Genomic DNA, 20368 nt, shown 5'->3' with positions numbered 1-20368 from the left:
TCGCGGGATCCGCGCGCCGGCGGCCGACTCCGGCCAGACTCGCTCACCCAAAGTGCCCACTGTGTCACGCTCCGACTTCCTAGCATCGGGGGCATGAACCAGTCCACGGCACCCGCGCCCCGGCGCGTTCACGAGATCGACGCCGTGCGCGGCTTCGCACTGGGCGGCATCCTGGCCGCCAACATCGGTTTCTTCGCCGACCCCGGGTACGCCGCCGACCTGGGCACCATGCCGCTCAGCGAGGGTCCGGTCGATCTGGTCGTCCGCACTCTGACGCTGACGAAGTTCTACGTCGTCTTCGCGTTCCTGTTCGGCTACTCCTTCACGTTGCAGCGGCGGGCATGGGGTGAGGGGGACGTCAGGACGCGCATGCTCCGCCGCTGCCTGAGCCTGTTCGTCCTGGGCGTGCTGCACGGGCTCCTGCTCTGGGCCGGCGACATCCTCACCCTGTACGCCGTGCTCGGCGTGCTGCTGCTGAGAATGCGCGGCATCCGGCCCGGGACCGCGATCAGGGCCGGATGCTGGATCATCGGCGTGACGGCGGCGATCTGGCTCGTGCTGGCCGGGCTCGTCATGTCCGGCCTGGTCGGCATGCCCGCCCCGGCGCCCGACGGTGCGGCCTCCGCGCGGGTGGAGGCCATGGTCACCGGCGGTCCGCTGACCTTCCTGCGGTTCCAGCTGGAGACCTATCCGGTCCTCGCGCCGATCGTGTGGCTCGGCCAGGGCTCGATGGCGATGGCGATGTTCCTGTTCGGCATGGTGGCCGGCGAGTACCGGCTCTTCGAGGAGCGGGAGCGCTGGGCCCACCTGGTCCCGCGGATCCTGTGGCTGGGGTACGGCGTCGGCATGCCCGTCGCGGTCGCCGTCACCTGGACGTCCCAGTCCCACGGCGCCACGGAGCTGTTCGGCCTGGCGGTCAACACGGTGACCTCGCCCCTGCTGTCGGCCGCGTACGTGGTCACCCTGCTCGCCCTGATCGGCCGCGTCCCGGCGATCGGCAGGGCCCTTGCTCCGGCCGGCCGGGCCGCGGCCTCCAACTACATCGGCCAGTCGGTGCTGGCCTGCCTGGTCTTCACCGGGTACGGCCTGGGACTGGCCGGCAGGCTGACGCCGGTCGCCGTGATGGGCGTGGCCGCGGCGATCCACGTGATCCTGCTGGTGCTGAGCGACCGCTGGCTGCGCCACCACCGGCAGGGCCCGGTCGAATGGGTGCTGAGACGCTTCACCGCCTCCGCCCCGGCTCCGGCACGAGCCCGCTGACCGGCCCGTCCCCCCGCAGAACGGCGGTTACCCGGATGGGACGAGGTCAGGGCATCATGCCTCCATGGATCTGAACTACTACGACACCCTCATCGCGGTCGCGGACGACTGCCCGGTCGACGGTGCCGTGGTGCCGGCGCCCAGGGCCGGGAAGAGGACGGTCGCGGTGGTGCAGTTCGAGATGATCGACGCTGATCCGGGTGGCCTGACCCAGGAGGACGTGCTCTTCGGAAGCTGGCTGAACCGGCAGGAGCCGCAGCCACCGGCGGCCGAGTGGGTAGAGCTGCGCGAGCGGTTCTTCGCCACCCCGCAGGCGTGCCTGCGCTCGTCGCCACTGCCGAAGAAGTATGGCTGGGGACTGCTGTTCGACGAGGCCGGGCGGGTGAGGCTCTGCCCGATGGACTCGGCGGAGTACAGGGACATCGTCACCGGAGAGGTGACCGGGGTGAAGATCCTCAAGGCGCTCCGCTCCCGCCGGGCGTAGCACCCCCGGGCGGCAGGGCACTCAGGCGGTGGCGTCGGTGAGGGCCTGGAACAGGCGCCGGGGGTCCTCGGCCAGCCGGTTGCACACGTACAACCACCATTCGGTGCCGAAGACGACGTACTCGCGGGTGGGGTGACCGCGTTCGGCCATCGCGGCGAGACGGTCGGGACCGAGGCCGAGCAGGGTCTCGAACTCCCACGGCGCGTCCTTGTGGCCGGTCCCGCCGAGGTGGTGGTCGATGCGGTGGATCAGGTCCCAGTCGTGGGTCGCGAACGAGCACGCGTGTCCCGAGTCGGCCAGCATCTCGGCGTAGCGCAGGTAGGCGGCGGGGAGCGCGGGGTCCTCGCGGGCGTAGGCGAGGTCCTCCGGCTCCAGGAACGCCCCCTTGACCAGGCGGATGCGGCCCGGCAGGGCCAGGAGCGCCCGCAGGTCGTCGCCGGTGCGGTGCAGCCTGGCCTGGACGGTGATCCCGACGTGGCCGAAACGCTCGCACAGCCCGCGGTGCACCGACAGGACCGCGTCGGTGCGGTCGGAGCCCTCCGCGGAGATGATCATCTCCCGTCCGGTGTCGGCGGTGGCCCGGGCGATGCGGGTGGCGTTCTCGAGGGCGAGTTCCTCGTCGATCGCCAGGCCGATGTGCGAGAGGTCGAGGGAGACCGAGCAGCCCGGCGGGAGCCTGCGGGCGGCGTCGACGAACACGTCCGTCTCGGTGCGGGACCGCTCCGGGTCGCGGCAGCTCTCCCCCATGTACTCGGCGTTCGCACGGTGGCCGCTCGCGATGACCTCCGCCACGCGTCCCAGGGCGTCCTGGAGGCCGTCACCGGCCACGAAGCGCCGGGCGACCCGGCGGGCGATGGGGCCGAGCACCGGGTCGGCGGGGATCCGCCACTTGAGCTCCTCGTCCAGGGCGAGCGTGCGCAGGACCTGGGCCGCATCGGCGGAGGCGTCGTCGGTACCGGTGAGCTGGGTGATCGTCATCGTGCGCCTAGCTGTCGAAGGTGAAGGGACCGCCGCGGGGACGGGCGGCCCGGTGTCAGCCTTCCAGCCGTCCGGCCGCACAGAAAGTGGCAGCAATGCCTAATATGCTGAAATTACTGCCATGGTTCTCATGTCAGGTTCGCCCCATCCACTCGGAGGACCTCGGTGCTGAGCAATGTCGCCGTCCTGGCGCTCGACGGCGGGCACGCGTTCGAGCTCGGGGTGTTCTGCGAGGTCTTCGGCATCGACCGCAGCGACGACGGGCTGCCCGCCTACGACTTCGCGGTCGTCTCCGCCACCGGGAGGAGCGTACGGACCAGGCACGGCTTCCAGGTCGAGACCCCGCACGGGCTGGAGCGGCTGGAGTCGGCCGACCTCGTCGGCGTACCGGCCTCGGATCCGGACGTACGCCATCCCGGGGAGCTGTTCGAGGCGCTGCGGGCGGCGGTAGGGCGCGGGGCGCGCGTGCTCAGCATCTGTTCCGGCGCCTTCCTGCTCGGCGAGGCCGGTCTGCTGGACGGCCGCCGCTGCACCACCCACTGGCGCTACGGCGAGGAGCTCGCCCGCCGTCATCCCCTGGCCCGCGTCGAGACGGACGTCCTCTACGTCGACGACGACCCGGTCATCACCGGCGCCGGCACCGCCGCCGGGATCGACACCTGCCTGCACCTGGTACGCAAGGAGCAGGGCAGCGCCGTCGCGAGCGACATCGCGCGGCGGATGGTGGCCCCGCCGTATCGCGAGGGCGGCCAGAGCCAGTACGTCAAGCGCCCGGACCTCAAGCCCGGGACCGGTCATCTGGCACCGCTGCTGAGCTGGCTGGAGGCCAACCTCCACGAGGAGCTGACCGTGGGGGGCATGGCCCGACGGGCCGGCATGTCGCCGCGGACCTTCGCCCGCCGCTTCCACGAGGAGATCGGGACCACACCGCTCCAGTGGATCACCGGTCAGCGCGTCCTGCTGGCCCAGCACCGGCTGGAGAACACCGACGAGCCGATCACCACCGTCGCCGAACGGGCCGGTTTCGGCTCGGTCGCCACGTTGCGCCACCATTTCGCCCGGCGCCTGGGCACCACCCCCCATGACTACCGGCGCGCCTTCCGCGGCACGGCGGGTGACCGGTCACGGTAGGCGCGCTCCGCGAGCCGTCCGCCCCCGGTCCCGGACGTACCAGAAACCGGACGTCCCGGAAACCGGACTCCCGGAAACCGGACGGCCGGTCCCGCCGGGGAACCACAGGCCCTACGAGCGCACGACCGCCACGGTGCAGCGGGCGTGGTGCAGGACACCCCGGCTGACCGAGCCCAGCAGCAGCGAGCTCAGGGCACCGCGGCCGTGGGAGCCGACGACGAGCATGTCACTGCCCTCGGAGGCCTCGACGAGCGCGTCGACGGGGTGCGCGCACCGGACGTCCTCGACGAGATCGACCCCGGGGTACTTCTGCCGCCAGGCGGCGAGCCGTTCGGCCACGACCACGTGCTGGGCGGCGCGGATGTCGTCCATGGCGTAGGCGGCCTCCGGGGCGAAGGCGTGCACCGGGAGCTGCCAGGCGTGGACCGCGCGCAGCGTGGCACCGCGCAGGCCCGCCTGGTGGAAGGCGTAGGCGAGGGCGGGTTCGCAGGCGTCGGAGTCGTCGACACCTACCGTGATCTCGTCGCGCGCCGGCCCGGCGCTCGGGTGGACCACCACGACCGGGCAGTGCGCGTGCCCGGCGACGTGCATGCTGACCGAACCGAGGACGGCCGCGGCGAAGCCGCCGAGCCCCCGGGTGCCAATGACGATCTCCTCGGCGGCCTGTCCCTGGTCGCGCAGGACCAGCGGGGGCGGGCCCTCGATCAGGGCCGTGCTCACCTCGACGAAGGGCCGCCGGGCGCGCACCGTGGCCTCGGCCTCGGCCAGCACCCTGCGGGCGTCGGCGGTGATCACGTCTTCTTCGAGGACGATGGACCTGGGGACGTCGCTCGGCCGGGGGTACACCGCGTTGACGACGCGCAGCGGCAGGCCCGCGCGGGCGGCGTCGTCGGCGGCCCACTCGACGGCGGCGGTCGCGCCGGTGGAGCCGTCGGTCCCGGCGATGATCGGACCGGACATGGCCGTTCTCCCTTCGTCCGGAGGATCCGTCGGATCCTCCTCCACCATCGGACCTCGGCCGGGCATCCCGGTTCCAGGGTCGCAGGTCCCGACCTCACCGCCTCGGGACAGGGTCTTTCGTCCCTTCCCGCCGGGAGGACGCACCACACGCGGGCACACCGCGCCACCGCGCCACCGCGCCATCGCGCCATCGCGCCATCGCGCCATCGCGCCATCGCGCCACCATGGGACCGAAGTCCCTGCCGGGAGGGTCGTTCGGCCGCTGTGGAGACCAACCGGGCCGTGGTCGTATGGAGAGGTGAACCGAGGATCGGACACGTCGAGGAGGCCCGCATGACGGCGTACCTGGTGGGAACGGGCGGTCCGGCCGCGGACTCCGTGCGGATCGTGGTGGACGGGCGCGGGCCGGGCGGGTTCACCGGGCCGCCGCCCGACCGGGGCGGCCACGGAGGCCCGCACCACGTCCGCTGCCCGGTCGCCGTGGTACGCACCGCCGGGAGGGCGTGATGGAGACCTCCCCGGAGATCACCTCGGTGCTGCGCGCGGCGGTCGAGGCGGGCAGGTGGGCGCCGTCGGTGCACAACACCCAGCCCTGGTCGTTCGTCATCGACGGCTCCGAGCTCGCGCTGCGCGCCGACGACGAGCGCAGGCTGCGCCTGGGCGACGCCACCGGCCGGCAGATGCTGATCGGCTGCGGCGCGGCCCTGCTCAACGTCCGGCTCGCGCTGCGCGCCCTGGGCCACGAGCCCGTGGTGCGCGTCCTGCCCGACCCCGACCGGCCCGTCCTGGTGGCCATCGTGCGCGCCGGTCAGGCCGTGACGGCCGACGACGACACCCGGCTGCTGTACGCCGAGATCGAACGCCGGCGTACCCACCGGGCCGGTTTCACCGACCTTCCCGTCCCCGACCGGCTCCTGCGGGCCCTCGCCGCCCGCGCCGGGACCGAGGACGCGCACCTGCACCTGGTGTCCTCCGAGGCCGAGACCCGGATCCTGGCCCAGATCACCGGCGCCGCCCAGGACGCCCTGTCCCGGGACCGTCCGGCCGACCTGGAGGTGGCCCGCTGGGCCCGTCGCCCGGGCAGCGGGCGGACCGACGGCGTACCGGCGACGGGTTACCCGCGCGAGCCCCGGGTCACCCGCCCGCACTTCGCCCAGCGCGACTACGCCCACGGCCACCCCTGGGGCGGTGACGACGACCAGTTCTTCTCCACCTCCACCGGCGTGGTCGCGATCCTGACCACCTCCGGTGACCGGCGTCCCGACTGGGTCGGCGCCGGGCAGGCCCTGCAGCGTCTGCTGCTGCACGCCTGTGCCCACGGCGTCAGCGCGGCCTTCCACACCCAGGCCCTGGAGAACCCCCACCTGCGCGCCTTCCTGAGCGAGGAGCTCTGCGCCGGACGACACCCGCAAATGATCATGAGGTTGGGCGTCACGTTCGACGGCTCCTCGGCCGTCCGGCGTCCCGTCGGCGACATCCTCGACGAACGCTGACCTCCGGCCCCGCTATCGGCCTCCGGCCCCTGCCCTCCGCTCCCCGGCCGGCGGGCGGCCGGGCACACCGCACCGGGACGGGCCCGGAAAGGGCTCCTAGCCCACGTCCACCGAGGACAGGCGGCGGCCGGTGACGTGCTCGGTCCCCACCACGATGTAGTGGTCCCGGCTGCCCGGCGCCCAGGCGTGCAGCGGAAGCCCGGCCAGGTACTCGATCTCCTCCGGCTCGCGCACCGCCCGTGCGGACCCGACCACCGTGACCGACCATCCGGTACGCGTCCCCGGGTCGAACTCGTCGGCCTCGAACGCCACGATCGCGTCCTGTGCCGCCGCGGCCAGCTTGGAACCGACGGCGGTACGGATCACCAACCGCTCGGCGTCCAGCACGAAGTTGACCGGCTGCACCGCGGGCAAGGCGCGGTCGGTGAACACGATGCGCCCGATCGGGACCGACCCCAGGAGCGCCACGCACTCGTGCCGGGAGAGGATCTGCAGACCTGCCGAGTCGAGCTTCATACCCTCCAGGCTGCCTCCTGGTCTTCGGCGGGCGTTAGGGACCAAAGTCCCCTCCTTCCCGGCGATCTGCCCCGGCCGTCCCGTCGCGGCCCTGACCAGGCGTTCTCACCGCCGGACACCCCCGCAGGTTAGCCCCCGCGGCGTGGGGGCACGGAGGTGCGTATGGCACAGGTGTTCGACGAGTGGGAGTCCACGATGAAGCTGCCCACACCCCGAGGTCCCCTCACCGCCTTCCTCTTCGAGGAGCTGGCGAGCCCGCCCCACCGTTTCGATCCGCCCCCTTTTTTCTCCCCTCAGGGACCTGTGCTGTACGACGAGGACCTGCAGCTGGCCCTCTTCGCCTGTTACGAGCTGCACTACCGGGGTTTCGAGGAGGTCGACGACGAGTGGGAGTGGAACCCCTCCCTGCTCGCCGTGCGACAGGACCTGGAGCGTCTGTTCGAGGAGGGCCTGCGCCGCACCGTCCCCCTCCCTCCCCCGCCGGGCGGCACGCCCATGCGCCGCGCGCTCGCCGACCTGGTGGCGACCACCGACGGTGGCCCCGGGCTCGCCGCCTTCCTGGCCAGGAAGGCCGATCTGGAGCAGTTCCGCGAGTTCGTCGCCCACCGCTCGGTCTACCACCTCAAGGAGGCCGACCCGCACACCTGGGCCATCCCCCGCCTGCACGGCCCGGCCAAGGCGGCCCTGGTGGAGATCCAGATCGACGAGTACGGCGGCGGCCGCCTGGACCGCATGCACTCGGAGCTGTTCCGCGCCACCATGCGCTCCCTGGACCTGGACGACTCCTACGGCGCCCACCTGGAGCGGGTCCCGGCCATCACCCTGGCGATCGGCAACACCATGTCGCTGTTCGGCCTGCACCGCCGCCACCGCGGTGCCCTGCTCGGGCACCTCGCGGCCTTCGAGATGACCTCCTCGCTGCCCAACCTCACCTACGCGCGCGGGCTGCGGCGGCTGGGCGGGGACGCCGTGGCCTGCCGCTTCTACGACGAGCACGTCCAGGCCGACGCCGTCCACGAGCAGATCGCCGCCCACGACATGTGCGGCGGGTTCGCCGACGCCGAGCCCGGCCTCGCCCCGGACGTCCTGTACGGCGCGGCCTGCGGCCTGACCCTGGACCGCCTGTTCGCCGAGCACCTGATGGACCGCTGGCGGCTCGGCGTCTCCTCGCTGCGCCAGGCCGACCTGATGGCGGCGGGCCGGTGACGGACATGCCGACCATGGACTACGTCCTGCCGCTGCGCTGGGACGACGACGGCGACCTGGACGAGCTGACCGGGTACCTGCGCGGGCTCAGCGGGCTCGTGAACGTCACCGTCGTCGACGGCTCCCCCTCCCCCCTGTTCGAACGGCACGCCGACCGCTGGAAGGGGCTGGTGCGTCACGTGCCCCCCGACGCCGACCTGCGGTTCGCCAACGGCAAGGTCAACGGGGTGATCACCGGCATGCGCCTGGCGCGCGCCGAGCACGTCGTCATCGCCGACGACGACGTCCGCTACGGCGAGGCCGAACTCACCAGGATCGACGCCCTGCTGCGCACCACCGACCTGGTCCGCCCGCAGAACTTCTTCGACCCGCTGCCCTGGCACGCCCGCTGGGACACCGCCCGCAGCCTGCTGAACCGCGCCGTGGGCGCCGACTATCCCGGCACGTTCGGCATCCGCCGCTCGACGTTCGTCGCGATGGGCGGCTACGACGGCGACGTGCTGTTCGAGAACCTGGAGCTCATCCGCACCGTCCGCGCCCACGGCGGGCGTGAGGAGCGCCCGCTGGACCTCTACGTCCGCCGCCTGCCGCCGGATCCGGCCAGGTTCTGGTCGCAGCGGGTCCGCCAGGCCTACGACGACCTGGCGCAGCCGGCCCGGATGGTGCTCTTCCTGGCCGTCGCTCCTTTGCTGGTCGCCGGCCTGCTGCGGCGCCGTCCCCGGCCGATCCTCGCCGGTGCCGCCCTGACGGTCGCGATGGCCGAGACCGGCCGCAGGAAGGCGGGCGGGCGCAGGGTCTTCCCCGCGGTCACCGTGCTGTTCGCGCCGGTCTGGGTGCTGGAGCGCGCCACCTGCATCTGGCTGGCCCTGGCCTCGCGGGTCGTCCACGGCGGTGTCCGCTACGCCGGCCGTCGCCTGCGGACCCCCGCGCATCCCGTCCGCCATCTCAGAAGGCTCCCGCCGTCGGATCGTGTCCTGACCGGCCGGTGAGGGAAAGCGACCGGCCGGTGAGGGAAAGCGTCGGTGGCCGGTGACAGACTGCGACCCATGACGATGGAGACGGTCGTGCTCACCGGTGCCGCCGGGCGGGTCGGGTCCGTGCTGCGGGGGCCGCTGCGCGCCCGGGTGCGCCGGTTGGTCTCGGTGGATCGGGTGCCGCTGACCGCTGAAGGGCCGAACGAGGAGGTCCGCCGGTCCGACCTGTCCTCGGCCGGGGAGGTGGCGTCGGTCGTCGAGGGCGCCGACGCGGTCGTGCACCTGGCCGGGGTCCCGGACGAGGCTCCGCTCCCCGACCTGCTGGAGGGCAACGTCCTGGGCACCCAGTACGTGCTGGAGGCCGCGCGGCGCACCGGCGTCGGGCGCGTGGTGCTGGCCAGCAGCAACCGGCTGACCGGCTGCTATCCGGCCGGCCGGACGGTCTCGGCGGACATGCCTCCCCGCCCGGACGGGCTGTACGGGGTCAGCAAGGTCGCCGTGGAGGCGCTCGGCCGCCTGTACGCCGACAAGTTCGGGCTCCAGGTGGTCTGCCTGCGCATCGGCAGCCTGGAGACCGAGCCCGCCGATCCCCGGCACCTGGCCACCTGGCTGAGCCCCCGCGACTGCGCGGGCTTCGTCTGGGCCGCGCTGACCGGGCCGGACGTCACCTTCGCCGCCGTGTACGCGGTCTCGGCCAACACGCGCCGGTTCTGGCAGCTGGACGACCGGCTCGGATACCGTCCGCTCGACGACGCCGAGGCGTACGCGGACCGGTTCGCGGGGGCGGCGGGTCACCTGGGCGACGACGACCCCCAGGGCGGTGACTTCGCCTCCGCCGACTACACCCTTCGGCACCTCTCCGGCGGGTGAGCGTCCGGGAAGCGCCGGGGGCGTGGGCCCCTCCTGGAACGGGTCTTCGGGTGAGCGCCCGTCCGGAACGCGCCACGGCCGTCCCCCTCTCTCCGAGGAGCGGACCGTCGGTCTCTCCGGGAAGCGGGCCGTCAGCGGCTCGGCGCCTCGCCCAGCAGGCGCAGCTCCTCGTCGAGGATCGCGCGGACGTCCTCCGGCGTGAACAGATGCGGATGGGTCGCGGTCTGCAGCGTCAGGCCGTCCACGAACACGTGAAGCCGTGCGGCGTGCCGCTCCAGTCCGGCGTCGCCGAGTTCCCGCCCGATCTCCTCGGGGAACGGCACCCCGCGGCAGGAGGCGACGGCGAGGCGGCAGACGTGACGCTCCCCCGCCCAGGCCGTGGCGCGCAGCTCCGCCAGCGACTCGTCGACGCGCGAGCGCACCAGGCAGGCCAGCCACACGTCCACCTCGACGCGGCGGTTCTCGTCCAGCGGGAGGAGCTCTTCGAGCATGAGCCGGGCGCGCCGCGCGCCCGGCAGATCGGCGCGCAGATGCCCGGCGATGCGTGAGGCGAAGCTCCGGCCGATCGCCCGCGCCGCGAAGGCGAGCAGGGCGGGCTGGTTGTCGAAGTAGTGGCGCAGCCCGCCGGGTGAGACGCCCGCGGCCTCGGCGACCCTGCGGACCGTCGCGCCCTCGATCCCCTCCCTGCTGATGACCCGCCACACGACGCGGACGAGCTCCTCCCGTCGCTGCTCATGGTCGACGATCTTCGGCATGGCTTCCATTACAGCACGCCCGTACGATTTCCTATAAAGTACAAACGTGTTAAATAAGACGTCACGACGGTCGCCGTCCCCCGGAGCGCCCGCCCTGGCCGTGCTGGTCACAGGCCTGGCCGTGATCGCCGGATCGGCCCTCTGGCTGGCCTGGACCACCGGCGGCGAGATCAGGTACACGGCCGACCACGGCGGCACCCGGCCCATGTGGCACGTCTGGGTCCCGGTCCTGGCCGGGCTGCTCCTCACCCGGCTGCTGCCGCCCCGGCCGCCTCGGGGCGACGGCGCGCCGGTGACGCGGGAGCTCCGACTGCAGGCGGGCGTCCTGCTGGCCGCCGCCGTACTGTTCGCGGTGACGCTGCGCCTGGTGACGGCCGGCCACGCCGCCGAGCCGGCGCACACGATCCTGAAGCTCGTCCTGCTGGTGGCGGTTCCGCTGCTGCTGTTCCGGCTGACGCGCCGTGGCGCGCCGGACCGGGAGGTGGCGGCACCGGCAAGCCGCGACGCCTCGGACCGGGAAGCGGTGCCGTCGTCCCGTACGGCACGCCGCGACGCCACGAGGGGACAGGAGGCGCGCGAGCGGCCCTCGGCGTGGCGCCGTTACGGACCGGCGGTGCCGGTGGCGGCCTGGATCGTCCTGTCCTTCGCCGGACCGTTCGCCCGGCCGTACGGCGACTGGACGTCCGGCCTCGACCCGGTGACGGTGCTGGTCACCATGGTCACGGTGTTCGTCCTCAACGCCCTGATCGAGGAGATCTTCTACCGGCGCTGGCTCCAGACCCGGTGGGAACACCTCCTCGGCCCCTGGCCCGCCGTCGTGCTCGCCTCGCTGGCCTTCGCGGCCTGGCACATCGGCATCCAGGGCACCGGCGACCTTCCCACCGATCTCGCCTCGGTGTTCGCCGGCCAGGGGGTGCAGGGACTGTTCCTCGGCTACCTGTGGAGCCGGTACCGGCTGATGTGGCCCGTCCTCACCGTCCACGGCGCGATGAACGCCGCCCCCACGCTGCTCGGCCTGCTGTAGCGCCCGTCACCGCGGGCCGCCCCCGGTCGCTCCGGTCGCCGATGAGCACGGTGAGCGCCGGTAGCACCGTTGAGCGGTGAGCACCCGGCGGGCGATGAGCACCGACGGGCACCGTGAGCGCGGTGAGCGCGGTGAGCGCGGTGAGCGCGGTGAGCGCGGTGAGCGCGGTGAGCGCGGTGAGCGTCGCCCTGCCCGCGGCGAGCGGCGATTGCCGGTACGGCCCCGGCCCCGCTAGCATCTCCTCCATGACGTTCGCGTTCTTCTTCAGCCTGCGTTAGGCCCCCACCGGCGAGACGAGGTCGTCCCGTCGCCGGTGACGCGAGGCGGCGTGGCGCCGCCTCGGGCCGACGTGGGAGAAGAACGATCATCATGCGCGAACGCGCACGTTTCCTCACCGCTCCGCGTCCCAGCGTCCTCGCCGTCCGGTGACGGCGGCGCGCCTGGTGGCGCGGTGCCTCCGTGGTCTGGAGCAGGCGGTCGCCGCCGAGATCCTCCAGCCCGGGCTCTCGACGGTCACCCGTCTGGGGCATCGCGAAGTCCACTTTCACACCCTCCGCCCTGGGCCGCGGGCCGTCGGGCTGAGCACCGCCGACGACGTGTTCCTTCTGGCCGCGCAGGGGGCCGACATCGGCACCGCCAAGGAAGGACTCTCCGGGCTGGCCGAGCTGGCCGATGAGGCCGACCTCGACGAGCTGACGCGGTCGCGGCGGCGGCACGGCGGTTCCGGTCCGGTCACCGGCGTCGAGGTCTCGGCGTCGTTCCTGGGCGGGCGGAACTTCAACCGCTACGACGCCGAGGACGCGGTCGGCCGGGTCCTGGCACACCGGCTGGGGGTGGGGTACCACTCGCGCCGCACGGGCCTGGCGCCGCCCGCCGGTCACACCGGGTGGCGGCTGACCCTCGACGGCGTGCGGGCCACCCTCATGCTGAGGATCACCGACCGGCCCCTGCACCGGCGCGACTACAAGCGGCGTTCCCTGGCGGGGACCCTGCACCCTCCGCTGGCCGCCGCCATGGCGCGGATGGCCGACCTGCGGCCGGGGCTGACGGTCCTCGATCCCTGCTGCGGCGCCGGGACCCTGCTGATCGAGGCCGCCTCCCAGCGGCCGGGGGTGTTGCTCCGCGGCTTCGACCTGTCCCCGGACGCGGTGCGGGCCGCCCGGGAGAACGCGGGCACGCTGCCGGTGACCGTCACGCGGGCCGACGCCGGCCGCCTGCCGCTGCCGGACGGCGGGGCCGACCGCGTCCTGTGCAACCCGCCCTGGGGCGGCCAGGTCGCCGCGGGCGGCCTGCTCGCCTCCTCCCCGGAGCGCTGGTGGGCGGAGCTGCGGCGCGTCCTGGCCCCGGCCGGCACGGCCGTGCTGCTGCTGCCCGACGCCGGTGACATCGCCACCGGCATCCGGTGGGGCCTCGTCCCGACGCACGTGCAGCGGGTCCGGGTCTCCGGTGCGCAACCGTTCGTCGTCCGGTTCACCGCCCCCGGCCGACCTGACCGCACGGGCCGCCAGGGACGCCCAGGACATCCAGGACATCCGGGAGGGGACGCGGGATGACGGGCCCTCCGTCGGGCGGGGCACGCGGGCCCCCGGCCCGGACGCCGCGTCGGGCGCGACCGGCGGGCTCATCCGTCCCCGGTCCCGCGGTGGCGCGCCCCCAGCTCCGTCACGAAGGCGGTGAGCAGGCGGGCGAACTCCCGCCGGTCGCGCTCGGGCCAGCCGCGCATCGCCGCACCGAAGACCTCGCGGCGGAACCGGTGGACCCGCTCGGCGTGCTCGGCGCCGAGCGCGGTCAGCTCCAGCGTGCTGCGACGGCCGTCGTCCGGGTCGGCCACCCTCCGGACCAGCCCCGCCTCGACCGCCCTGGCCACCAGCCGGCTGGCGCGGGGCTGGTCGACGCCCAGCCGGTCGGCGACCGAGGTGACCGTCACGGCGCCCTCCCCTTCCTCCACCGCGTCGATCACCCCGAACAGGGCGGGATCGAGCGGGGCGGGCACTCCGGGGTCGGCTCCGGCCGCGAGACGCTGGAGCGCCCGGCGGGTCTGGCTGCGCCGGATCTCCACCATGGCCCGTTCGACGGCGGCGACCGCCTGCTCATCCTCCATGCCCCGATTGTACATGTAAGAAGACATGTTAATGTCAAAGAACATGCTTCTCTCGAGAAAGGCGATCACCATGGAGACCTCCGAGATCATCGGGCAGGGACGTCCCCTCGGTTACTGGATCAAGCACCTGCACGGCGCCCTGGAGGGGTCCCTGGACGACCTCCTCGCCGGCCAGGGGCTCACCCGCCGTCACTGGCAGGTCCTGAACGTCCTCGCCACCGGCTCCCCCACCGGCTCTCCCACCCTCTCCGAGCTCGACACCGTCCTGGCCCCCTTCCTCGACGAGGAGACGCCGACCCTGCGTCCCGTGGCCGGCGACCTGCGCGAGCGCGGCTGGCTGTCGGACGGGGAACGGCTCGCCCTCACCCCGGACGGGGGCCGGGCGCACGGGGAGCTGCGGGTGCGGGTGGACGCCGTCCGGGCCCGCGCCACCGAGGGGATCGGCACCGAGGAGTACCTGGCCGCGATCGACGTGCTGGCGCGGATGTCGGCCAACCTGCAGGCCCGCTGACACCCGGGCCCGGGAGGCGGGGCCCCCGCGGTGATTTCCGGATCGGGGAACCGGCCCGGGCCGACCCTGCGATAGACCCGAGTGTGCGCCCCTTTCTCCCTCGCCGCGACCCGCCCCCCGTCGGACCGCTCAGTGACGACGCCGAACTGCTCGCGGCCGTCGTCGCCGGGCGGACGGAGGCGTTGAGGATCCTGCACCAGCGGCACGCCCCCTGGCTGCGGGCACGGCTGGCCCGGCGCTGCGCCGACCCCGACCTCGTCGACGACGCGATCCAGGACACCTTCGTCGCCGTCTGGCGTGACGCGCGCCGGTACCGCGCGGCGCAGGGACAGGCGGCGGCGTGGATCTGGACCATCGCCGTCCGCAGGCTCATCTCCGCGCTGCGGCGGTCCGGCACGGGCCGGGACGTCGTGCTCCCGACCGAGGACCACCGCTCCCCGGCCTCCTCCGCGGTCACCCAGTCGGCCGAGGACGCGGTACTGGTCGGGGTCGAGCACGGCGACCTGGGCGGCGCGCTGGCCCGGCTCTCCCCCGACCTGCGCGCTGCCATCCAGGCCACCGTGCTCGACGGCCTCACGGTGCGGGAGGCCGCACACCTGCTCGGCGTTCCGGAGGGCACCGTCAAGACCCGCGTCATGCGGGCCAAGGCCCGGCTCAGGGGGTATCTCGCGTGAACACGCAGTGGCATCTGCCCGGCGAGCTGATCGAGCGCTACACGACGGGCCACCTGGAAGCGGTCCAGGTCATGTCCGTGGAGACCCACCTGATGGGGTGCGCGCGCTGCCGTGAGGCGGTGCCGTACGAGCGGGAATGGCTCACGGCCGGGTGGGAGAGGATCGCCGACGCCGTGGACCGGCCGCGGCCGAGGCCGGTCGCGCGGATCCTGCGGCGGTGCGGCGTCCCCGAGCACGTCGCCGTCTTCCTGGCGGCGACCCCCGCCCTGGCGCGGGGCTGGCTGGTGGCCGTGACCGCGACGGTGGCCGCCGCCGTGGCCGTGGCCCACCTCGTCGACTCCACCGGCGCGGCGTGGACCGTTCACCCGCTGTTGTTCTTCCTCACGGTCGCCCCCGTGCTCCCCTTGGCAGGGATCGCGCTGGCCTACGGGCCGCGCGTCGACCCCGTCCACGAGACGCAGGCCGCCACGCCCATGGCGGGTTCCCGGTCGCTGCTGCTGCGCGCCCTCGCGGTACTGGTGTGCGCGATCGTCCTGACCGGGCTCGCCACGCCGCTGCTGCCGGGCCCGCCGGGCCTGGCCGCCGCGTGGCTGCTGCCGGCCCTCGCCCTGACCGCCACCACGCTCGCCCTGGCGACCCGCGTCGCCCCGCCGGTCTCGGCGGCCGTGCTCATCGTGGCCTGGTCCTGCGCGGTGCTGACCACCGGGGGACTGACCGGCGACGGGCTGGTGCTGTTCTCCCCTGCCGCGCAGATCCTGTACGGCGCGGCGACCGTGCTCCTGATCCCCCTCGTCCACCTGCGGCGTGCCCGCTTCGACCCTGGAGAGCCCCGATGGAACCGACCGTCAGCGTCCAAGAACTGACCAAGAGATTCGGCCGCAAGGTGGTGCTCGACGGCCCGACCCTGCGCTTGGGGCCCGGTGTGACCGGACTGCTCGGCCCCAACGGGGCGGGCAAGACCACCCTGCTGCGGATCCTGGCGACCACGCTCGCCCCCGACGGCGGCCGGATCCGCGCCCTCGGCCTGGACCCCGCCGACCGCGCGCAGCGCACCGAGTTGCGGCGCCGCCTCGGCTACCTGCCACAGGATCCCGGCTTCTACCCGCATTTCACCGTCTTCGAGCTGACCGAGTACGTCGCGATCCTCAAGGAGCTCAACGGCCGGCACGAGCGTCACCGGCAGGTGCGCCGGGTGCTGGCGGAGGTCGACCTGGCCGACCGCGCCCGGACTAAGGTCCGCAGGCTCTCCGGCGGGATGCGGCAGCGGCTGGCCCTGGCCCAGGCGCTGCTCGGCGATCCCGGCCTGCTCATCCTGGACGAGCCCACGGTCGGCCTCGATCCCGAGCAGCGGATGCGGTTCCGCGCCCTGGTGTCGCGGCTCGGCGAGAGCCGTACCGTGCTGCTGTCCACCCACCAGACCGAGGACGTCGCGGCGCTGTGCGAGCGGGTGGTCGTGATGAAGGGCGGCCGGGCGGTCTTCGACGGCACCCCTGCCGGCCTGGCCGCCACCGCCACCGGCCGGGTCTGGTCGTCCGAGCGCTCACCGGCGGCCTCGGAGCTGTTCTGGCGGACCGCCGACGGCCGTTACCGGACCCTGGGCGCCCGGCCGCCGGGAGCCGTCCCGGCCGAGCCCGGCGTCGAGGACGGCTACCTGCTGCTGCTCGGCGGGGACGCGAGGGCCACCGCGTGAACGGGGCCCTGGTGCTCTTCGAGGCACGGCGCCTGGCGCGCCACCCGGCCCCCTGGGCGGCGGCGGCACTGGCACTGGCGTCGGTGGCCGTCCGAAGCGGCGCCTGGCTGCCCGACCTGACCGTGGTGGCGATCGACACGGTCACCGGGTCGGCGCTCGTCGCCGCGGCCGTGCTGGTCGTCGCCCACCTCGCCGCGAGCCGGGACCGCAGGCACGGCCTGCCCGAGACGCTGGCCGCGATGCCCGCGCGCGAGGCGGCGCGCACCCGGGCCGTGGTCCTGGCGGCACCGGCCGCCGGCGGCCTGGTCACGGCCACGATGATCTTCCCGTACCTGCTGGTCGTGTCGGCGTCCGACACGGCGGCGGGGCGGCTCGACCCCTACGAGGCGCTCGGCGGGGTGGCGCTGACGATGCTCGCCGCGTCGGCCGGTGCGGCGCTCGGCCGCTGGACGCCCTGGCCGGTCGCGCCACCGGTCGCGATCTTCCTGGTGGCCTTCACCGTTCTCGGTGATCCCCGGGGCGAGTACGGGGGCTGGTTCCTGCCGGTGATCTCCGGCCACGACGTGAGCTGGGGGGGCCAGGCCCACCGGGTGGCATCTGGTCTACCTGCTCGCGGTGACGGTGTTCTGTGCCGCCGTGGCCCTGCTGCGGCACGGCCCGCGTCCCGTCCGCGTCGTGGCGGCGCTGGCCGCCCTGCTCGTCGCGGTACCGGCGGGAGCCTCGGCGACGGCCGCGGCGCCCTCGGCGACGGGGACGGTGTCGCGTGCCACCCCGGAGGCGCCGGATCAGGTGTGCGAGCGGCACGACGGCGTCTCCTACTGCGCCCACCCCGACTACCGGCCGTGGATCTCCATCTGGGCGCGGGCACTGCGGCCGATCGTGTCGGTGGTGCCGCGACGGGCGCGAGAGCGGATCCCGGTCATCCGGCAGGTACCGGCCGGTGGCCCGGCCTCTGACGACCCGGGCACGCCGCGGACCTGGACGGTATGGTCCACCGACCCCGGCCGGCACCGCGCGCTGCTGGCCGGACGGGTGGCCGCCACGGTCACCGGACTGGAGCACGGGTGCGCCGGTCCCGGCCGGGCCCGTACCGTGGTGGCACTCTGGCTCGCCGGGCGCGCCGGGCCGCTGCTGGAGGCCCCCGGCCCGGACGACTGGCGCAGAGGGCACTCCGAGGAGGCCTCGCCCGCGTGGCAGCTCCGGGTGCCGATGGGCGGCGACGGCCGCGAGCTCCGGCTTCCCGGCCAGCTCGGCGTGCGCTACGGCGCCGCCGAGGTCGGCTACGCCCGCCGCTTGCTGGAGCGGCCCGACGCGGTCCGCCGGGTACGGGCGGGATGGGACGTGCTCACCGCCCCCGAGACGACGGTCGAGCAGGCGCTGCCGCTGCTGGGCCTGCGCTCCGAGTTCCCCGCCGACGAGGACGTCCCATGCCCGTGACCCGTTCCGCCGTTCCCCGTCGCGACCCCCGCACCCCGGGAGGCGGCCGATGACCACCGCGGGAGTACGGACACCTCCGGCGCGTCCGGCACCCGGCGCGCCGCCGCTGCTCGCGCTGCTGCGCCCGCTGGTGCGGGCGACCGACTGGACGCCCCTGGCGGTCGCGGCCCCGCTCACCACCGCTCTCGCGGCCGTGGTCCAGCCGGGCGAGCCCGTCGACCCCCGTCTGGGGCTCCTCGTCCTGCGGGCGTCCGCGATGCTGCTCGGCACGGCGGCCGCCTTCGCCCTGGTGGACGCCATGGACACCGGAACCGCGGCCACCCCGGTACCCCGCTGGATCCGCCAGTGGACACGGACCCTCATGGCCGCCGCGCTCGCCGCCGCGGGCTGGGGCGTGACGTACGCGATCGTCACCGTACGGCTCGCTCCCGGCGACGCGCCGCCCCTGCCCGGCACCGCCGTCGAGGCGGCGGGGTGCGTGCTGGCGGCCCTGGCCGGAGCGGCGCTCGCGGTACGGCGCCACCCGGGCAGGCAGGCCGCGCTCGCGGGCGCGGCGGTGCTGCTCGCGCTCACCGTCGCGGCGCGCCTGCCGGGGAGCGCGGCCTGGCCGGAGCCCGGCGACCCGCGGTGGGACGTCGTCCACGCCTGGTGGTCGGCGGCGCTGCCGCTCCCGGTCCTGGTGCTCGCCTGGGCCCATCGCGACGCGCGAGAAAGAACGCGCCGCACGCGGGCCTGACGGGCCCGGCCGGGGATGCAGGTGCCGCCTCGCGAGGCCGGCGGCACACCGCATCCTCAGCCGGGCCCCCCTCGGCCGGGCCCCGGATCGTCCCGGACCGGATCCGCAGCCGGTTGATCGGGTGACGGCCGGCTGCTTCACTGAGGCCGTGGACGCGCCGACCTCCCGCCCGGCCGGCCCGCCCTCGGTCGGGATCGCCGGGCACACGACGCTCGATCCGCGGGCGCTGTACTTCGTCTCCTACGACGGCCTGGTCAACACGGCCTCCTACCAGCAGGACGGCATCCTCACCCACGGCGGCCACCAGTACGCCGCCTGGTACACGGCCGACCGGCGCGCTCTGGTCGCCCGGCGCGACGTGACCGGCACCGGCCGCCCGTGGGAGGTCGTCGCGCTGCCCCACCGTCTCAGCGCCGACGACTCCCACAACACGATCTCCCTCGGGGTGTCGGCGAAGGACGGCCGGCTGCACGTGGCCATGGACACCCACGGCAACCGGGTCTTCTACCTCCGGTCCGTACCGCACCTCGCGGGCGGGGCCGGCGGACCCGCGTGGACGGCGGCGGCGTTCGGCGAGGTGGAGCGGTCGTTGTGCGGGGTGGACCTGGGCGACATCACCTATCCCCGCTTCCTGAACACGCCCCGGGGCGACCTTCAGCTCAGCTACCGGACCGGCCACTCCGGCAACGGCTGGTCCGAGCTGGCGGAGTACGCGGGCGGGACCTGGAGGAGGCTCGGCCGGTGGTCGTCGGCCGCGGGCCGCTACACCACGGCCTTCGGCGTCAGCGACACCCGCAACATGTACCTGCACGGCATCGGCTACGACACCCGGGGGCGGCTGCACGCGACCTTCACCTGGCGCGAGGACGCCCGGGGCGGCGCGGTGCTCTGCCACCCGGGAGGGTGTTCCAACCACGACACCGGTTACGTCCACAGCGACGACGAGGGCCGTACCTGGAGGACCGGGGACGGTGCCGTGGCCGCCGTGACCGGGACGGACCTGCTGGTGTCGCTGGACACGCCGGGCCACGTGGTGGACCCGCTGGGGGTCGACCACGCCCTGATCAACCAGGAGGCGCAGGCCGTCGACTCCCAGGACCGCCCCCACGTGCTGATCAGCCACGTCCCGCTCCGCTTCACCCGGTGCGTCAGCGACTTCGCCGCCCAGCGCCGCACCCACGGCCGCGTCTTCCACCTGTCCCGGCGGGCCGACGGCCGCTGGCGGAAACGGGAGCTCCCCGAGCCGCTGGACGACCACGGGCGTTCCCGGCTGGTGCTCGACCGGAACGACGACGCCTACGTGATCATGCCGAGGGGCCGCATCGTGACGGCGAGCGCCGCGAGCGGCTGGACGGACTGGAGGACGCGCCACGACGGCACCGGCCTGAACGCCTTCGGCGAGGTGCTGGTCGACGCCTCCCGCGTCCGGACCCACGACCTGATGTCGATCATGTACCAGGAGGCGTCGGAGGGCACCAGGCCCTCGGCGCTGCGCGTCCTCGACGTCAGGACGGCCGCGTCCCCGCCCTGAACGCGTCCTCGGTGCCCCCCCGCCCTCCGATCCCGCA

General features: G+C 74.2%; 24 protein-coding genes. 19 read left to right on the top strand and 5 right to left on the bottom strand.

The genetic code is table 11. The features are described 5' to 3' along the window. The first annotated feature begins 93 nt into the window (after positions 1–93). Positions 94–1260, top strand: coding sequence for a DUF418 domain-containing protein (locus tag ABD832_RS19635; protein ID WP_344897257.1), 1167 nt, complete (start codon positions 94–96; stop codon positions 1258–1260). A 64-nt stretch (positions 1261–1324) separates the two neighbouring features. Next, positions 1325–1744, top strand: a complete 420-nt coding sequence (locus ABD832_RS19630) for a DUF6157 family protein (protein WP_344897254.1) — start codon at positions 1325–1327, stop codon at positions 1742–1744. A 21-nt stretch (positions 1745–1765) separates the two neighbouring features. On the opposite strand, the gene ABD832_RS19625 is transcribed toward ABD832_RS19630, so the two are convergent. Continuing rightward, entirely contained in the window at positions 1766–2722 is a 957-nt protein-coding gene (locus ABD832_RS19625) for a proline dehydrogenase family protein (RefSeq protein ID WP_344897251.1), read from the bottom strand. Positions 2723–2887: 165 nt separating this feature from the next. On the opposite strand from ABD832_RS19625, the gene ABD832_RS19620 reads away from it, so the two are divergent. Further along, complete coding sequence (locus ABD832_RS19620) at positions 2888–3853, top strand: GlxA family transcriptional regulator (protein WP_344897248.1); 966 nt, start codon at positions 2888–2890, stop codon at positions 3851–3853. Positions 3854–3964: 111 nt separating this feature from the next. Here ABD832_RS19620 and ABD832_RS19615 read toward each other — a convergent pair whose 3' ends face one another. Beyond that, entirely contained in the window at positions 3965–4813 is an 849-nt protein-coding gene (locus ABD832_RS19615) for a universal stress protein (RefSeq protein ID WP_344897245.1), read from the bottom strand. 333 nt (positions 4814–5146) lie between these two features. Between ABD832_RS19615 and ABD832_RS19610 the strand changes: the two genes are divergently transcribed. Continuing rightward, positions 5147–5320, top strand: a complete 174-nt coding sequence (locus ABD832_RS19610) for a hypothetical protein (protein ID WP_344897242.1) — start codon at positions 5147–5149, stop codon at positions 5318–5320. Further along, a complete protein-coding gene (locus tag ABD832_RS19605) occupies positions 5320–6306 on the top strand; it encodes an Acg family FMN-binding oxidoreductase (RefSeq protein ID WP_344897239.1) in 987 nt (328 codons plus the stop codon). The genes ABD832_RS19610 and ABD832_RS19605 overlap by 1 nt, the downstream gene beginning before the upstream one ends. A 96-nt stretch (positions 6307–6402) precedes the next feature. Here the strand turns inward: ABD832_RS19605 and ABD832_RS19600 are convergent, their stop codons facing one another. Next, positions 6403–6822, bottom strand: a complete 420-nt coding sequence (locus tag ABD832_RS19600; protein WP_344897236.1) for a pyridoxamine 5'-phosphate oxidase family protein — start codon at positions 6820–6822, stop codon at positions 6403–6405. Positions 6823–6984: 162 nt separating this feature from the next. On the opposite strand from ABD832_RS19600, the gene ABD832_RS19595 reads away from it, so the two are divergent. The 3 genes from ABD832_RS19595 to ABD832_RS19585 are packed head-to-tail and all read left to right on the top strand — an operon-like array spanning position 6985 to position 9872. Continuing rightward, on the top strand, positions 6985–8028 hold the full coding sequence (locus ABD832_RS19595; RefSeq protein ID WP_344897234.1) for an iron-containing redox enzyme family protein: 1044 nt from the start codon (positions 6985–6987) through the stop codon (positions 8026–8028). A gap of 5 nt (positions 8029–8033) precedes the next feature. Next, on the top strand, positions 8034–9017 hold the full coding sequence (locus tag ABD832_RS19590; RefSeq protein ID WP_344897231.1) for a glycosyltransferase family 2 protein: 984 nt from the start codon (positions 8034–8036) through the stop codon (positions 9015–9017). Between the two features lie 57 nt (positions 9018–9074). Continuing rightward, positions 9075–9872 carry an NAD-dependent epimerase/dehydratase family protein gene (locus ABD832_RS19585; protein ID WP_344897228.1) on the top strand — a complete coding sequence of 266 codons (798 nt, stop codon included), beginning with the start codon at positions 9075–9077 and terminating at the stop codon, positions 9870–9872. A gap of 131 nt (positions 9873–10003) precedes the next feature. Here the strand turns inward: ABD832_RS19585 and ABD832_RS19580 are convergent, their stop codons facing one another. Further along, positions 10004–10627 (bottom strand): TetR/AcrR family transcriptional regulator, encoded by a 624-nt coding sequence (locus ABD832_RS19580; protein WP_344897225.1) that lies wholly within the window; start codon positions 10625–10627, stop codon positions 10004–10006. 46 nt (positions 10628–10673) lie between these two features. Here ABD832_RS19580 and ABD832_RS19575 point away from each other — a divergent pair, with 46 nt between their 5' ends. The 3 genes from ABD832_RS19575 to ABD832_RS19565 all read left to right on the top strand — a co-directional run bounded on the left by ABD832_RS19575 (position 10674) and on the right by ABD832_RS19565 (position 13204). Further along, positions 10674–11651 (top strand): CPBP family intramembrane glutamic endopeptidase, encoded by a 978-nt coding sequence (locus tag ABD832_RS19575; protein WP_344897222.1) that lies wholly within the window; start codon positions 10674–10676, stop codon positions 11649–11651. Between the two features lie 122 nt (positions 11652–11773). Continuing rightward, a complete protein-coding gene (locus tag ABD832_RS19570) occupies positions 11774–11929 on the top strand; it encodes a hypothetical protein (RefSeq protein WP_344897219.1) in 156 nt (51 codons plus the stop codon). Between the two features lie 147 nt (positions 11930–12076). Next, positions 12077–13204, top strand: a complete 1128-nt coding sequence (locus ABD832_RS19565) for a methyltransferase domain-containing protein (protein ID WP_344897216.1) — start codon at positions 12077–12079, stop codon at positions 13202–13204. Between the two features lie 68 nt (positions 13205–13272). On the opposite strand, the gene ABD832_RS19560 is transcribed toward ABD832_RS19565, so the two are convergent. Beyond that, on the bottom strand, positions 13273–13752 hold the full coding sequence (locus ABD832_RS19560; protein ID WP_344897213.1) for a MarR family winged helix-turn-helix transcriptional regulator: 480 nt from the start codon (positions 13750–13752) through the stop codon (positions 13273–13275). A 43-nt stretch (positions 13753–13795) separates the two neighbouring features. Between ABD832_RS19560 and ABD832_RS19555 the strand changes: the two genes are divergently transcribed. From ABD832_RS19555 to ABD832_RS19520, 8 genes are all read left to right on the top strand, one after another. Continuing rightward, the gene (locus ABD832_RS19555; RefSeq protein ID WP_344897210.1) at positions 13796–14263 is read left to right on the top strand and encodes a MarR family winged helix-turn-helix transcriptional regulator; all 468 of its coding nucleotides are present in this window, start codon (positions 13796–13798) and stop codon (positions 14261–14263) included. 83 nt (positions 14264–14346) lie between these two features. Then, positions 14347–14937 carry an RNA polymerase sigma factor gene (locus ABD832_RS19550; protein WP_344897207.1) on the top strand — a complete coding sequence of 197 codons (591 nt, stop codon included), beginning with the start codon at positions 14347–14349 and terminating at the stop codon, positions 14935–14937. Further along, the gene (locus ABD832_RS19545; protein ID WP_344897204.1) at positions 14934–15800 is read left to right on the top strand and encodes a zf-HC2 domain-containing protein; all 867 of its coding nucleotides are present in this window, start codon (positions 14934–14936) and stop codon (positions 15798–15800) included. Before ABD832_RS19550 ends, ABD832_RS19545 begins: the two co-directional genes overlap by 4 nt. Continuing rightward, positions 15770–16627 (top strand): ABC transporter ATP-binding protein, encoded by an 858-nt coding sequence (locus ABD832_RS19540; RefSeq protein ID WP_344897201.1) that lies wholly within the window; start codon positions 15770–15772, stop codon positions 16625–16627. Before ABD832_RS19545 ends, ABD832_RS19540 begins: the two co-directional genes overlap by 31 nt. Next, positions 16624–17583: a hypothetical protein gene (locus ABD832_RS19535; protein ID WP_344897198.1), complete on the top strand. Its 960-nt coding sequence runs from the start codon at positions 16624–16626 to the stop codon at positions 17581–17583. The genes ABD832_RS19540 and ABD832_RS19535 overlap by 4 nt, the downstream gene beginning before the upstream one ends. Continuing rightward, positions 17516–18064 carry a hypothetical protein gene (locus tag ABD832_RS19530; protein ID WP_344897195.1) on the top strand — a complete coding sequence of 183 codons (549 nt, stop codon included), beginning with the start codon at positions 17516–17518 and terminating at the stop codon, positions 18062–18064. Before ABD832_RS19535 ends, ABD832_RS19530 begins: the two co-directional genes overlap by 68 nt. Before the next feature lie 49 nt (positions 18065–18113). Next, complete coding sequence (locus tag ABD832_RS19525; protein ID WP_344897192.1) at positions 18114–18800, top strand: hypothetical protein; 687 nt, start codon at positions 18114–18116, stop codon at positions 18798–18800. A 148-nt stretch (positions 18801–18948) separates the two neighbouring features. Further along, entirely contained in the window at positions 18949–20331 is a 1383-nt protein-coding gene (locus ABD832_RS19520) for a BNR repeat-containing protein (protein ID WP_344897189.1), read from the top strand. The last annotated feature ends 37 nt before the right edge of the window (positions 20332–20368 follow it).

This window comes from Streptosporangium longisporum (assembly GCF_039534895.1).
GTDB classification, from domain to species: domain Bacteria; phylum Actinomycetota; class Actinomycetes; order Streptosporangiales; family Streptosporangiaceae; genus Streptosporangium; species Streptosporangium longisporum.
The sequence above is the reverse complement of the archived record's forward strand: the minus strand, read 5'-3'. Positions and strand labels throughout refer to the sequence as shown.